Origin of the sequence: Lelliottia sp. JS-SCA-14 (genome assembly GCF_035593345.1) — a bacterium.
GTDB classification, from domain to species: Bacteria; Pseudomonadota; Gammaproteobacteria; order Enterobacterales; family Enterobacteriaceae; genus Enterobacter; species Enterobacter wanjuensis.
In genome coordinates this window covers 191,291-205,151 of record NZ_CP141606.1, presented here as the reverse complement: position 1 = coordinate 205,151, position 13,861 = coordinate 191,291, and the positions used below count along the sequence as shown (strand labels likewise).

12 protein-coding genes are annotated in these 13,861 nt (G+C 57.0%); 5 read left to right on the top strand and 7 right to left on the bottom strand.

Going from position 1 to position 13,861, the window contains the following annotated elements:
* The first annotated feature begins 2 nt into the window (after positions 1-2).
* Positions 3-863 carry an L-ribulose-5-phosphate 3-epimerase gene (locus tag U9O48_RS00955; protein ID WP_282492011.1) on the top strand — a complete coding sequence of 287 codons (861 nt, stop codon included), beginning with the start codon at positions 3-5 and terminating at the stop codon, positions 861-863.
* Positions 857-1,552 (top strand): L-ribulose-5-phosphate 4-epimerase, encoded by a 696-nt coding sequence (gene araD, locus U9O48_RS00950; RefSeq protein ID WP_324723331.1) that lies wholly within the window; start codon positions 857-859, stop codon positions 1,550-1,552. The genes U9O48_RS00955 and araD overlap by 7 nt, the downstream gene beginning before the upstream one ends.
* Here araD and U9O48_RS00945 read toward each other — a convergent pair whose 3' ends face one another.
* Entirely contained in the window at positions 1,553-2,371 is an 819-nt protein-coding gene (locus tag U9O48_RS00945) for an AraC family transcriptional regulator (RefSeq protein WP_324723329.1), read from the bottom strand.
* A gap of 223 nt (positions 2,372-2,594) precedes the next feature.
* On the opposite strand from U9O48_RS00945, the gene U9O48_RS00940 reads away from it, so the two are divergent.
* Together U9O48_RS00940 and U9O48_RS00935 are read left to right on the top strand one after the other, a co-directional pair.
* Positions 2,595-3,995: an MFS transporter gene (locus U9O48_RS00940; RefSeq protein WP_285155732.1), complete on the top strand. Its 1,401-nt coding sequence runs from the start codon at positions 2,595-2,597 to the stop codon at positions 3,993-3,995.
* A 10-nt stretch (positions 3,996-4,005) separates the two neighbouring features.
* Positions 4,006-5,961, top strand: coding sequence for a glycoside hydrolase family 127 protein (locus U9O48_RS00935; protein WP_324723328.1), 1,956 nt, complete (start codon positions 4,006-4,008; stop codon positions 5,959-5,961).
* 146 nt (positions 5,962-6,107) lie between these two features.
* Here U9O48_RS00935 and U9O48_RS00930 read toward each other — a convergent pair whose 3' ends face one another.
* The 3 genes from U9O48_RS00930 to U9O48_RS00920 form a co-directional block, all read right to left on the bottom strand.
* Complete coding sequence (locus U9O48_RS00930; RefSeq protein WP_390888419.1) at positions 6,108-6,389, bottom strand: DNA-binding protein; 282 nt, start codon at positions 6,387-6,389, stop codon at positions 6,108-6,110.
* 71 nt (positions 6,390-6,460) lie between these two features.
* Positions 6,461-6,793 (bottom strand): type II toxin-antitoxin system RelE/ParE family toxin, encoded by a 333-nt coding sequence (locus U9O48_RS00925; RefSeq protein ID WP_324723327.1) that lies wholly within the window; start codon positions 6,791-6,793, stop codon positions 6,461-6,463.
* Positions 6,794-7,110: 317 nt separating this feature from the next.
* Positions 7,111-7,851 carry a MipA/OmpV family protein gene (locus tag U9O48_RS00920; RefSeq protein ID WP_324723326.1) on the bottom strand — a complete coding sequence of 247 codons (741 nt, stop codon included), beginning with the start codon at positions 7,849-7,851 and terminating at the stop codon, positions 7,111-7,113.
* Positions 7,852-7,969: 118 nt separating this feature from the next.
* On the opposite strand from U9O48_RS00920, the gene U9O48_RS00915 reads away from it, so the two are divergent.
* Positions 7,970-8,929, top strand: a complete 960-nt coding sequence (locus tag U9O48_RS00915; protein ID WP_324723324.1) for a LysR family transcriptional regulator — start codon at positions 7,970-7,972, stop codon at positions 8,927-8,929.
* On the opposite strand, the gene aldB is transcribed toward U9O48_RS00915, so the two are convergent.
* The 3 genes from aldB to selA form a co-directional block, all read right to left on the bottom strand.
* On the bottom strand, positions 8,930-10,468 hold the full coding sequence (gene aldB / locus U9O48_RS00910; RefSeq protein WP_282492019.1) for an aldehyde dehydrogenase AldB: 1,539 nt from the start codon (positions 10,466-10,468) through the stop codon (positions 8,930-8,932).
* A gap of 105 nt (positions 10,469-10,573) precedes the next feature.
* Complete coding sequence (gene selB / locus U9O48_RS00905) at positions 10,574-12,424, bottom strand: selenocysteine-specific translation elongation factor (RefSeq protein ID WP_324723323.1); 1,851 nt, start codon at positions 12,422-12,424, stop codon at positions 10,574-10,576.
* A complete protein-coding gene (selA, locus tag U9O48_RS00900; RefSeq protein WP_324723322.1) occupies positions 12,421-13,806 on the bottom strand; it encodes an L-seryl-tRNA(Sec) selenium transferase in 1,386 nt (461 codons plus the stop codon). The genes selB and selA overlap by 4 nt, the downstream gene beginning before the upstream one ends.
* Between the last annotated feature and the right edge of the window lie 55 nt (positions 13,807-13,861).

Genomic DNA, 13,861 nt, shown 5'->3' with positions numbered 1-13,861 from the left:
CCATGCGTCAGCATCCGTTAGGAATTTATGAAAAAGCGCTGGCAAAAGATCTCTCCTGGCCGGAGCGCCTGGTGCTAGCCAAAAGCTGCGGCTTTGATTTCGTCGAAATGTCGGTGGATGAAACCGACGAGCGCTTATCCAGGCTGGAGTGGAGTACCACCCAGCGCGCCTCGCTGGTCGAAGCGATGCTGGAAACAGGCGTCGCGATTCCGTCCATGTGCCTGTCAGCGCACCGTCGTTTCCCGTTCGGCAGCCGCGACGAGTCCGTGCGCGAACGCGCGCGCGAGATCATGACCAGGGCTATCAAACTGGCGCGCGATCTGGGGATTCGCACCATTCAGCTGGCGGGTTACGACGTCTATTACGAAGAGCACGACGCAGGCACCCAGCAGCGCTTCGCGGAAGGGCTGGCGTGGGCGGTAGAACAAGCCGCTGCCGCGCAGGTGATGCTGGCCGTGGAGATCATGGATACCGCGTTCATGAACTCCATCAGCAAGTGGAAAAAGTGGGATGACATGCTCAAGTCGCCGTGGTTTAGCGTCTATCCCGACGTCGGCAACCTGAGCGCGTGGGGCAACGATGTCACCGCCGAACTGACGCTCGGCATTGACCGGATCGCCGCCATCCACCTGAAAGACACGCAGCCAGTCACCGAACAAAGCCCAGGACAGTTTCGCGATGTGCCATTCGGTGAAGGCTGCGTCGATTTCGTCGGCGTGTTTAACACCCTGAATCAGCTCAACTATCGCGGCGCATTTCTCATTGAAATGTGGACTGAAAAAGCCAAAGAGCCGGTACTGGAAATTATCGAAGCACGGCGCTGGATCGAAGCCCGTATGCAGGAAGGAGGCATGACATGCTAGAGCAACTGAAAGCGGAAGTCCTGGCGGCCAACCTGGCGCTGCCCGCCCACGGGCTGGTGACCTTTACCTGGGGCAACGTCAGCGCCGTGGATCGCGAAAGTGGCCTGATGGTCATCAAACCCTCAGGCGTCGAGTATGAGGTGATGACCGCAGAGGACATGGTGGTCGTGGAGATCGCCACCGGCAAGGTCGTGGAAGGCAGCAAAAAACCCTCCTCAGATACGCCAACGCACCTGGCGCTGTATCGCCGCTACCCGGTGATAGGCGGCATCGTCCACACCCACTCACGCCACGCGACCATCTGGTCGCAGGCCGGGCTGGATCTCCCGGCGTGGGGCACCACCCATGCGGACTATTTCTATGGCGACATTCCCTGCACGCGGCTGATGACCCACGCCGAAATCGCCGGGGAGTACGAGTATCAGACCGGAGAAGTGATTATCAAAACCTTCGAGGAGCGCGACTTAAATCCGATGCAGATCCCCGCCGTGCTGGTCCATTCCCACGGTCCTTTTGCCTGGGGCAAAGATGCCGCCGACGCCGTCCACAACGCCGTCGTGCTGGAAGAGTGCGCCTATATGGGCCTGTTCTCCCACCAGCTTGCGCCGCAATTGCCGACCATGCAGCAGGAACTGCTGGACAAACATTACCTGCGTAAGCACGGAGCGAACGCCTATTACGGCCAGTGATCAGCCGGAATTAATATGTTCCTTACAGTACCGCCGTTTCCAGACGGCGGGGGTTAGCCCGGTATGTTTACGAAATATCTGACGGAAATAGCCGACATCGTTGAAGCCGCAGCGGGCGGCAACTTCCGTGAGGGAAGCCGAATCATCAAGCAACAGCTTCTCCGCAGATCGGACGCGCTGGCGATGGATCGCCTCGGTCAGGGTTAAATGAAAGGTGCGCCGAAAAACGCGCCCGAGATAATCCGCATTACAGTGCAGATCTTTTGCCAGCTGCGACGTCGAGAGGCTGAGGTGAAATTGCGTGCGGATAATTTGTTTCGCCTTCCACGCAATCGTCGTGCCCGATTCGTCCTTATTCTCCTCACTTCCAGGCGACAGGGAAATTTGCTGGAGTATCAGCAAGAGCAAGAATTCCAGTGCGGCGCTGCGCTGGAATTTCTCCTGCTCCATCAGAAACTGGCGGAAAAGAGAGACCACACAGGATGCGTCCTGGACGCGGCAATATTGTTCGATGGCGAGCCTGGTAAAACCCTCTAATTCCGACGGCTGGCCTTCGATATCAAAATGCAGCCAGTAAAACCGCAGATCGGCCGGGAAATCCTCCGTTCCCACGTGGCGACGATTCGGCCACAGCAGCAAACTCTCTCCCGCATTCACGGTAAAAACTCTGTTTTCCTCCTGGATCGTTAGTGTCCCTTTTTCAACAAAGATAATTTCCCATGAGGTCAGCTTGCGCGCAGGGTGACGCCCGACGCCGCGTGAAATGAACAGTCCGCCGTTTTGTACCTTAACCGGAAGCGCTATGGATAATTCGAGCATGAGTATTCATTTTCCCGCTTTAAAACGTCTGATTAAGCCTCTTTCATATTGATTATTAATGAATAATTGCTTATTCGCTAGATCGAAATCACATTTTCATCATCAGGTCGGAATCGTCACCTTTTTATACTTTTCCCTTCCCTTGTTGGCATCGACTTTCAGTGCAGAATTAATCGGGTACCTTGCAGAACATAATAAAATCCTATTCACGAGGAGTTATAGAATGACTTCCACTCCGATTACGCAAACCGATGTCGTACAACAGGCCGCCGACGATCGCCTGTCCGTACGCGAGAAAATTGGCTACGGCCTGGGTGATGCTGGCGGGACGGTAATGACCTGCCTGATCATGAACTTTCTCACCTTTTTCTATACCGATGTCTTTGGTTTAACGCCCGCGCTGGTCGGCACGCTGTTTATTGCCCTACGCGTATTTGACGCCATTTCCGACCCGATTATGGGGGTGATTGCTGACCGGACCCAGAGCCGCTGGGGGCGCTTTCGTCCGTGGCAGCTGTGGATCGCTTTCCCCATCGGGATTATCGGCGTCCTGACCTTCACTGTGCCGGAAGCGAGTATGGGGGTCAAAATCGCCTGGGCGTTCGGCACCTATCTGCTGTTGTCCGTCGGCTACACCGCGATCAACGTGCCCTACTGCGCGCTGATCAACACCATGACCACCCGCCACAGCGAGGTGATTTCCTGTCAGTCCTGGCGCTTTGTGCTGTGCGGCGTGGCGGGATTTTTAGTCTCCGTCGGCCTGCCGTGGCTGGTTGAGGCGCTGGGTCAGGGCAATGTGGCGCAGGGGTATCAGCTGGGTGTCGGCGTGCTGTGCGCCATCGCCGTGGTGATGTTCCTGTGCTGCTTCTTCTGGGTGCGCGAGCGCGTCCCGCTGGCACTGATGGGCCGCTTTACCCTGCGCGAGCATCTGGCTGGGCTGCGTAACAACGATCAGCTTTTATTGATGCTGGTGATGTCTTTCCTGCTGATTAACGTCTTTAACATCCGCGGCGGCGGGTACATGTATTTCATCACCTACGTACTGCAGGGCAGTACGGCTTATACTTCGCTGTTCTTCACCATGGTGACCTTTGCCGCCATTCTCGGTGCGGTGATCGTCAGCCCGCTCACCCGTCGTATTGATACGGTGAAACTGTACTCCACCACCAACCTGGTGCTGGCCGCGCTGGCGTTAGGGATGTGGTTCCTGCCAACCGGCCCGGCGTACCAAACCCTGTGGCTGGCTGTGATTCTGGGCAACGGGGTGATCCTCGGTTTTACGCTTCCCCTGCACTTTTCGCTGATGGCTTTTGCCGACGACTACGGCGAGTGGAAAACCGGCGTGCGTTCATCAGGGATGAACTTCGCCTTTAACCTCTTTTTCATCAAGCTGGCATGGGCCTCCAGCGCGGGGATCATCAGCCTGGTCTTTATCTTCGTCGCCTATCAGCCCGGCGTGGGCAATCAAACCCCTGCGTCGCTATCCGGTATCACCACCATGGAAACGCTGCTGCCAGCCCTTTTCCACTTGCTGCTGGCGATCTCGATTCGCTGGTGCAGACTCAATAACCCGATGATGTCGCGCATTTCCACCGACCTGCGCCAGCGTCACGTTCAGTCCTGAGGAGAACAACATGTCCATCATGGAACCCGACCTGCATAAGCTCAAAATCAACGATCCCTTCCTCGGCCAGTATCAACAGCTGGTACGTGATGTGGTCATTCCTTATCAATGGGATGCGCTAAACGACCGCATCCCGGAAGCAGAGCCGAGCCACGCTATAACCAATTTCCGTATTGCTGCCGGGCTGGAGCAAGGGGAGTTTTACGGCATGGTTTTCCAGGACAGCGATGTCGCCAAGTGGCTTGAGGCCGTAGCGTGGTCCCTGTGCCAGAAACCCGATCCGGCGCTTGAGAAAACCGCCGACGAGGTGATTGACCTGGTGGCCGCCGCCCAATGCGACGATGGCTATCTCAACACCTATTTCACCGTGAAGGCACCGGGCGAACGCTGGACCAACCTCGCGGAGTGCCACGAACTTTACTGCGCCGGGCATATGATTGAAGCGGGCGTGGCGTACTTCCAGGGCACCGGCAAACGCACGCTGTTAGAGGTAGTGTGCAAACTGGCGGACCACATCGACAGCGTGTTTGGCCCCGGTGCAAACCAGCTGCACGGCTACCCGGGTCATCCCGAAATCGAGCTGGCGTTAATGCGCCTGTACGACGTCACCCAGGAGCCACGCTATCTGGCCCTGGTAAAATATTTCGTTGAGGAGCGCGGCGCGCAGCCGCATTTTTACGATATCGAATATGAAAAACGCGGCAGAACGTCGCACTGGAATACGTACGGCCCGGCGTGGATGGTCAAAGACAAAGCCTACAGCCAGGCGCATCAGCCTCTCGCCGAGCAGCAAACGGCCATCGGGCACGCCGTGCGCTTCGTCTACCTGATGACCGGCGTGGCGCACCTCGCGCGACTGAGCGGGGATGAAAGCAAACGTCAGGACTGCCTGCGCCTGTGGAAGAACATGGTGCAGCGTCAACTCTATATTACGGGCGGGATCGGCTCCCAGAGCAGCGGTGAAGCTTTCAGCAGCGACTACGATCTGCCGAACGATACGGTCTATGCCGAAAGCTGCGCGTCGATTGGCCTGATGATGTTCGCCCGCCGGATGCTGGAGATGGAAGCGGATAGCCAGTACGCCGACGTCATGGAGCGGGCGTTATACAACACCGTGCTGGGCGGGATGGCGCTGGACGGCAAACACTTTTTCTACGTGAATCCGCTGGAGGTGCATCCCAAAACACTGGCCTTCAATCATATCTACGATCACGTGAAACCCATTCGTCAGCGCTGGTTCGGCTGCGCCTGCTGCCCGCCGAATATCGCCCGCGTGCTGACCTCGCTGGGTCACTACATCTACACCGCGCGCCCGGATGCGCTCTTTATCAACCTCTACGTCGGCAACAGCGCGGTGATTACGGTGGGCGATAACGAGCTGCAGCTGCGTATCAGCGGTCACTATCCGTGGCAGGATCAGGTGAACATCGACATCACCTCGCCGGTTCCGGTCGAGCACACTCTCGCGCTGCGACTGCCGGACTGGTGCGACACGCCACGGGTGGCACTGAATGGTGAAATCGTGACCGTCGATGTGCGTCAGGGATATTGTTACCTCACCCGCCGCTGGCAGGAGGGAGATTCCATCACCCTGACGCTCCCGATGCCGGTCCGCCGTCTGTACGGCAACCCGCAGGTGCGCCAGCAGGCGGGCAAAGTGGCGGTGCAGCGCGGCCCGCTGGTCTATTGCCTGGAAGAAGCGGATAACGGTCCGGGATTACACAATCTGTCGCTGCCCGCCGATAGCGCCTTCCGTGTTTTCGAAGGGAAAGGGTTATTCGCCCACAAGATGCTGATTCAGGCTGAAGGCATTGCACACCGCGCCACTGAGTCCGAATCGCAACCGCTCTGGCAATATGACCGCGCACCGACTGCATCACACAATCAGACGCTGACATTTATTCCGTGGTTTAGCTGGGCCAACCGTGGAGAAGGCGAAATGCGGATATGGGTGGATGAGGTGTAAAGCCCGCGGAGAATGTCGCAGGATAGGGCATGGAAGTGATCTCATTGAATTATTGGCATAATCAGTAGATCACTATATCCATGCCCGTTCTGTTTTCCCCGCTACATGATGCTGGGGATTCCTAAGGGCATAACGTGGGCTAAATGTCAGTGTGGTGCTTTGCTTAATGTTAACTGTAGACCCGCTACGGCGGCGAGCTGTGCGAGTGTCGTGACCGTTGGGTTTCCGTTTTCTGATAACGCCCTATAGATACTTTGCCGAGCCAGTCCTGTCTCTTTAGCCGCTTTTGTAATTCCACCGCGAGCTTCTAATACACGTCGTAAAGCTATGAGGAAGCCACCTAATCCGCCTTCCTCATTTATATCTTCGAGTGCGGTTTTTAGGTAAAGATCAGCGTAATCAGGATCGGCTCGTAATTCTTCAATCATGAGCTTGTCACGGTCTACAGCCGGTGCGATTGCGGCCGCCTCGCGGGCAGCCCCCTTTTTGTGAGCTACTGTCATTTTGTCACCCTCGCTTTAAAATCTTTGAGGTATTCAACTGCTTTGTCTATATCGGCGTCCTGTGTTTTCTTCGTTCCGCCGATGTGTAAGAGAATGATTTCACCGTCTTCTAACGAGTAGTAAACACGATAGCCTGGGCCGTAATTAATTCGTAACTCCCAAACTCCATCTCTTTCAAACTTGTGGTCCCCGAAGTTACCCGCTTCGGCCCGGTCTATCCTTGTATCAATCTTTGCTGCTGCTATCCGGTCTTTGTTTTTTAGCTTTGTCAGCCAGTCATTGAAGGGCTTTTCGCCGTTTGCGTCCGTGTAGAACTGAGACTTGTACATCTCGTTTCCCTTACTCACCGCACATGTTTTTATTGTCACTTAAAAGAGACAAAAAGACAAAGGTGAATAGGTAAATTTAACTTAAAAGAGACAGCGAATCCGTATACCTGAGTAAGAGCACCCAAGCAGCCTCTGAAAGGAAGGCGCTACGCAAAGAGAATGTGCAAGAGAGAGGGTTACATCTGAATTTGCAGGCAGGATCGTAAAGCCCGACGACGCTAAACCTACCCGGCCTGATAATCGCAGGTCGGGCAGGCACAGCACCACCGGGGAAGGGAGTGAAGCAGCCCTCATCCCTGAGGACCGCTTGTTGAGACTTAGAAGCGCCAGCTCACGCCGGTCATCAGCACGAAGCTGTCATCGCGATCAACCATCGGACTGTTTTTGACGTCATCCGGCAAGACGGTGTAAGCCGCGCTGGCGTTCAGGAACAGGTTCTGCGTCAGTTGATACTTTGCGGTCAGCGCAACGTACGGGTTCCAGCTGTCACCCGCGCTGTATTCGTTCAGGCCGCTGTGACGAGACTCTTTTCCGGAAACACCGTAGTAGTAGTCATTGAAGTTTTCGTCGTAGTAGAACACGCCCACGGCTGGAATCAGCGTCAGACGCTCCATGCGGATCGGATGGAAGTAGGTAATCTCACCGACCACGCCGCCGCTTTCGTCCATTGCATCGCCCGCGACGCCGAACTTCAGGCTACCCCAGCTTTCGTGGCGATAGTACGCGCCGCCCACAAACACCGACGCTTTGCGCTCGTCGAGCTGCTTCATCGCGTGATCATCGTTGTCGTCGGGATCGAAGTGCAGCGGCATCCAGGACGCCGTCAGGCTCAGTTCATTCTTACTGTCTTTCCAGAAGGCCCAACCGGCCGTGGTCTGACGCACGTAGAAGTTATCGCCTTCATAACTAATCAGCGGAACCGCCGTCGTATTTTCGTTATACCCTTTGTAAGGCGATTCATTGAAAACAGCGCCCGCACCCAATGAAAATTCACCCGCCATAGCGGATGAGGCGAAAAATAACGTTGCGGTGATGAGCAAATTCTTTTTGATAATCATTCCCTGTATCCATTAAATGCCTAACAAACGAGGCGAATAATAATGGTTACAAATTTGCCGATGCAACGAAGTAGTTTATATAATATTATATATAAAATCATATAGATGGGCGTTCGTGATGAATAATTTACAGATTAAGCCGCGTGAGTTAAAAATTATCTCCGTCATTGCTGCAACGGGCAGCATTGGCGACGCCGCCGCTTTGTTAGGGATGGCGCAGGCGAACGTCAGTAAATATCTTTCGGATTTCGAAACCCGCGTCGGATTGAAAGTCTTCGAACGCACGACGCGCCAGCTGGCGCTGACGCAGTTTGGTGAGGTATTGCTGCCTTATATAAATGCTTCACTGGATAAAAATATCCAACTCATTAATTTTATTGCCGACTACAAGCATGAAAAAAGCGGACGGGTGACGATTTACGCCCCCACCGGCATCATCACCTACCTCGCCCGCCATGTGATCCACCAGCTCGAAGAGATCGGCGATATCCGCATTTGCCTGAAAACCTATAATCCGAATCGCAACGAATTGTCTGAAGGGGTCTCTTTCCCAGACGACTGCGATATTTTAATTACCTATGCTCAGCCGAAAGATGAAAGCCTGGTGGCTTATCAGCTGACAAAATATTCCGTCACCGCCTTTGCCACTCCGGAATATATACTAAAACGTCCAATTAACAGCCCGGACGATTTAATTAAACACTCCTGTATTTTATTGGATTCCATTCTGGTTGACGATGCCAATATCTGGCGTTTTCGCGTTCACGGCAGCGAAGAAGTTCGCGATTATAAAGTCACCGGAAACTATATTTGTGATAATACGCAAACGGCGCTGGAACTGGCGCGTAATCATCTTGGTATTGTTTTTGCGCCAAAAGAGAGCCTGAAAAGCGAGATTGAACAGGGGATTTTAATGCCCTGCTTCTCGCATCAGGAGGAGTGGTGGCTGGATCTGACGGCTATTTTCCGCAAGCGGGAATATCAGCCGTGGCGCGTGCAATACATTCTGGATGGAGTGCTGAACAGTCTTCGCGAACGTATTAAGCAGGCCGTCCCGGGGGCGACCTGCTCAGAATAATTAAAACAGTCCCAGCGGTTTATCTGAATAACTCACCAGCAGACATTTCGTCTGTTGATAGTGATCCAGCATCATCTTATGGGTTTCACGCCCGATGCCCGACTGTTTATATCCGCCGAATGCCGCGTGGGCCGGATAGGCGTGATAACAGTTGGTCCAGACGCGCCCGGCCTGAATGCCGCGCCCCATTTTGTACGCCAGATTCCCGTTACGACTCCAGACCCCGGCTCCCAACCCGTATTGCGTATCGTTAGCCAGCTCCAGCGCCTCTTCCGGCGTTTTAAAGGTCGTGACCGCCAGCACCGGGCCAAATATCTCCTCCTGGAAGACGCGCATACTGTTTTTGCCAAACAGAATCGTCGGCTCAAGGTAATACCCGTCTTTCAGATCGCCCTCCAGCACTTTACGCCGACCACCGGTCAGGACATCCGCGCCCTCTTTTTTACCGATATCGATGTAGTTCAGGATGGTGTCCAGCTGCCCATGCGAAACCTGCGCCCCCATCTGCGTCACGCTATCCAACGGGTTACCGCTGCGGATTGACTCCACGCGGCGAATCGCGCGTTCCATAAAGCGTTCATAAATCGATTCCTGCACCAGCGCGCGGCTTGGGCAGGTACAAACTTCGCCCTGGTTAAAGGCGAACAGGGCAAATCCTTCCATCGCTTTGTCGAAGAAGGCGTCCTCTTCGTCCATCACGTCGGCAAAGAAGATGTTCGGCGATTTGCCGCCCAGCTCCAGGGTTACGGGAATGATGTTCTGCGTGGCGTACTGCATGATCTGCTGCCCGACTTCCGTCGAGCCGGTAAAGGCCACTTTGGCGATGCGTTTTGAGGTCGCCAGGTATTCGCCGATCTCACCGCCCGCACCGTTCACCACGTTGATCACGCCCGGCGGGACCAGATCGCCGATGATTTCCATCAGCAGAAGCACCGACAGCGGCGTTAAACGCGCCGGTTTGAGCACCACACAGTTGCCTGCCGCCAGCGCAGGCGCCATTTTCCAGCTCGCCATCAGCAGCGGGAAGTTCCACGGAATAATTTGCCCGACCACGCCCAGCGGCTCCTGGAAGTGATAGGCGACAGTGTCGCTGTCGACTTCACTGATCCCGCCCTCCTGGGCGCGAATACAGGAGGCAAAATAGCGGAAATGATCGATTGCCAGCGGGACGTCTGCCGCGGTGGTTTCACGGATCGGTTTGCCGTTATCCCAGGTCTCGGCCGCCGCCAGCAGCTCCAGATTTTGCTCCATGCGGTCGGCGATTTTGAACAGGATCGCCGCGCGGTCCTGCACGGAGGTGTGCGCCCACTTCTCTTTCGCTTTGTGCGCCGCATCCAGCGCCAGATCGATATCTTTTTTGCCAGAGCTGGCGATTTCACACAGCGGCTGCCCGGTGACTGGCGTCAGGTTTGAGTAATATTCGCCATCGACCGGCGCGACCCAGCCGCCGCCGATGAAGTTGTCGTACCGGGGTTTTAGCTTGAGGGGATAACCATACTCGCCAGGCTGCATACGCGTTGAGGGAGGATTGTTCGTCATGACCGTCTCCTTGCTGTTGGTGTCTAACAAGGGTAGTCACAGCTGGCGATTTTCTCGCCAGCTGCTTACGGCTTTACGACGCGTATCACGGATTCGATCGCGCGCTTATTGCTCGGTCTTCGGGAACAGGAGGGAATCGCGCAGCAGATGGTCATTGCCGCGGCGGCGCGTGAAGCCGATACGATTGAAATACTCCAGAATTTGAATCGCCAGTTTGCGACCGACGTTCAGGCGATCGCGGAAATCGGCGGCGCAGGTCGATCCCTTCTCCTGATCCAGTTCGCGGATCAAACTCGCGAAAGTCACGATGCGATCGTTACGGTAATAACGATCTTTAACGATCGCGGTAATTAGCCCCTGCTGCGCGGCGTGGCGTAATACCTGGCGCATCACCACTTCATCCGTCGCCGTTTCACGAGCCAGATCGCGAACCCACCAGGGCTCGTCGCCAAACAGCGGGGCCACTTTTTGCCAGATCGTTTCCTGCTCGGAGGTAAACCCGGCTTTGTGATCGGGAAGATGCAGCCAGCCGTGATGACTGTGGATCACCCCGCTTTCGCGCATCTTTTCAATCAGCAGCAGCACCAGCGCATCGTCTTCCATCGGCAGCGCCATGCGGCGCAGGCGTTCGCGGCCTGGGCCTGGCTCGTCCTGATGCTGTTCGTGATAGGTGGCGAGCGTGGTCAGCACTTTGCGTTGCCAGCGGGCGGCCACCGGGGCATTCAGCAGGCTGTACCCGGCCTGGATAAAGCCCGGCTGCTGCGTGAGCTGACGCAAACCGTCACCGCTCAGCTGGCGCGCCCAGGCGAAATCCACCAGGTTCACCGCGCCGCGATCGAGGTGCACCGCCAGCGCGGCCTGGTCCTCTTCCGCCTGCGCCAGTGCCGCCAGCCATTGCAGGTATTCCGGTTTACGTTTCCCGCGGCGCGGCGGATTGAGCGTCACCACCCGAGCCCCTGCCAGGGTGGCGCGCGCCGAGATATCGCGCAGCACCAGCCGGTCGTTATCCGCCAGCCACAGAGGGGTATCCAGCACCAGCTCCGCCAGGTCGTTTTCCAGCAGCGAGACCCGCCCGGTCACGTGGCTGGCGGCGTGATGAATATGCAGCGGCTGCCACTGGGTCAGCGGCGTGTGGGTGTGCAGAGAGACAATCACGCGCTCGGACGGCTCCGGCGGCGCGTCGGCCAGCAGCCAGTCGCCGCGATTGAGCTGATCTTTTTCCGCATCGCCCGCGATGTTCAGGGCAATACGTTGCCCGGCGTGCGCCTGTTCTGAAGGCTGATTCTGGGCGTGCAGGCCGCGCACGCGCATCGGCTTGTTCGCGCCCGTGAGCCACAGGCTGTCGCCCACTTTAACTTCTCCGCTCAGCGCCGTTCCGGTCACCACCAGCCCGGCCCCTTTTACGGTGAAAGCACGGTCAATGGCCAGGCGGAAGCGGTGATCGCTCGCGTGCTGGCGGTCAGGAAGTTGCAGCAAGTGGTCGCGTAAAGCGTCGATTCCACGGCCTTCTGTCGCGACGGTGACAAACACCGGCGCATCGGCAAAACCAAATTCCAGCAGCGTGGTGCGGATCTCTTCGCGCACTTCGTCAATGCGATGCTCTTCGACGCGATCGGCTTTGGTCAGCGCGACCGTCAGCTGCGGTTTGCCCGTCAGCTGTAAAATCGCCAGGTGCTCACGCGTTTGCGCCATTACACCGTCATCACAGGCCACCACCAGCAGGGCGTGATCGATCCCGCCCACCCCGGCCAGCATATTGGCGAGAAACTTTTCATGCCCCGGCACATCAATAAACCCGAGCACGCGACCGTCCGGCTGCGGCCAGTAGGCATAGCCCAGATCGATGGTCATGCCGCGCTTTTTCTCTTCCGGCAGACGGTCGGCATTCACGCCGGTAATGGCCTGTAAAAGGGTGGTTTTTCCGTGGTCTACGTGACCGGCAGTGGCAATAATCATTTCAACAACATCTCCAGAAACCGTTCTTCATCTTCAAGGCAGCGCAGATCCAGCCACAGACGACCATCATAAATACGCCCGATGACAGGCGTAGGCAGCGCACGCCAGCGCGCAGATAAACTTTCGAGCTGGCTTCCGCGCCCGTCGCGCGGCGTCAGAGTCAGCGCAGCGCTGGGAAGGCGATCAACGGGCAGCGACCCGCTGCCGATCTGCGACTGACAGGATTCGACCCGCACGTCGAAATCGACGTAGTGCGCGGCGACTCTCGGGAGCAATAATTCAGCCTGCGCACGAATGGAGGCCGCATCGCGCGCCAGCAGGCGCAGCGTCGGCAGGCGCTCGGCCAGTTTTTCCGGATGGAGGTAGAGACGCAGCGTCGCTTCCAGCGCGGCGAGGGTCATTTTATCCGCGCGCAGGGCGCGTTTCAGCGGGTGCTGCTGGAGCTTCGCAATCAGCTCGCGTTTGCCCACCACAATCCCGGCCTGCGGGCCGCCGAGCAGTTTGTCGCCGGAGAAACTCACCAGGCTCACGCCCGCGGCGATCATCTCCTGCGGCATCGGCTCTTTCGGCAGACCGTACTGGCTGAGATCCACCAGCGAACCGCTGCCCAGATCGGCAATCACCGGCACGTTCAGCTCGCGGCCAATCTCTGCCAGCTCCGCCTCTTCCAGCGTTTTAGTGAAGCCTTCGATCTGGTAGTTGCTGGTGTGGACCTTCATCAGCAGGGCGGTATTTTCGTTGACCGCCGCGCGATAATCTTTGGCGTGAGTGCGGTTGGTGGTTCCGACTTCGTGCAGTTCGCATCCCGCCTGACGCATCACGTCCGGAATGCGGAACGCGCCGCCGATCTCCACCAGTTCACCGCGTGAGACCACCACCTCTTTGCCGCTCGCCGTCGCCGCCAGCATCAGCAGGACCGCCGCCGCGTTGTTGTTCACGATGCAGGCATCTTCCGCGCCGGTGATCTGACAGAGCAGATCGGCCAGAGCGCGATCGCGGTGTCCGCGCCCGGCACCGTCCAGATCGTACTCCAGCGTCACCGGGGAGCGCATCGCCTGGGTGACCGCCGCAATCGCCTCTTCCGCCTGCTGCGCGCGGCCTAAATTAGTGTGCAGCACCGTTCCCGTCAGGTTAATCACCGGGCGCAACGCGCTATGCGTTTGCGCGGTCAGCCGTTTCTCCGCTTCTTGCGCCCAGTCTTCACACCACTGTGGCAGCGCGTTTTGCGTCTGGATGTGCAGGCGAGCTTCGTCCTGCATCTGATTCAGGAGCGCCACCATGCGGGTGTGTCCGGACTGTGCAAGCAAAGCAGTGAAGTGGGGATCGCGCAGCAGGCGATCGGTCGCGGGGATTTGGCTGTAAAGGGAACGATGAGTAGTCATTAACATGCCTGGCGGTTGGAAGGCCTTCCCCCCTCCCGACGGGAGAGGGAGTCAA

Coding starts and splice junctions, on each gene's coding strand:
- U9O48_RS00955 (WP_282492011.1), top strand. CDS start 3: ATGCGTCAGCATCCGTTAGGAATTTATGAAAAAGCGCTGGCAAAAGAT.
- araD (WP_324723331.1), top strand. CDS start 857: ATGCTAGAGCAACTGAAAGCGGAAGTCCTGGCGGCCAACCTGGCGCTG.
- U9O48_RS00945 (WP_324723329.1), bottom strand. CDS start 2,371: ATGCTCGAATTATCCATAGCGCTTCCGGTTAAGGTACAAAACGGCGGA.
- U9O48_RS00940 (WP_285155732.1), top strand. CDS start 2,595: ATGACTTCCACTCCGATTACGCAAACCGATGTCGTACAACAGGCCGCC.
- U9O48_RS00935 (WP_324723328.1), top strand. CDS start 4,006: ATGTCCATCATGGAACCCGACCTGCATAAGCTCAAAATCAACGATCCC.
- U9O48_RS00930 (WP_390888419.1), bottom strand. CDS start 6,389: ATGATTGAAGAATTACGAGCCGATCCTGATTACGCTGATCTTTACCTA.
- U9O48_RS00925 (WP_324723327.1), bottom strand. CDS start 6,793: ATGTACAAGTCTCAGTTCTACACGGACGCAAACGGCGAAAAGCCCTTC.
- U9O48_RS00920 (WP_324723326.1), bottom strand. CDS start 7,851: ATGATTATCAAAAAGAATTTGCTCATCACCGCAACGTTATTTTTCGCC.
- U9O48_RS00915 (WP_324723324.1), top strand. CDS start 7,970: ATGAATAATTTACAGATTAAGCCGCGTGAGTTAAAAATTATCTCCGTC.
- aldB (WP_282492019.1), bottom strand. CDS start 10,468: ATGACGAACAATCCTCCCTCAACGCGTATGCAGCCTGGCGAGTATGGT.
- selB (WP_324723323.1), bottom strand. CDS start 12,424: ATGATTATTGCCACTGCCGGTCACGTAGACCACGGAAAAACCACCCTT.
- selA (WP_324723322.1), bottom strand. CDS start 13,806: ATGACTACTCATCGTTCCCTTTACAGCCAAATCCCCGCGACCGATCGC.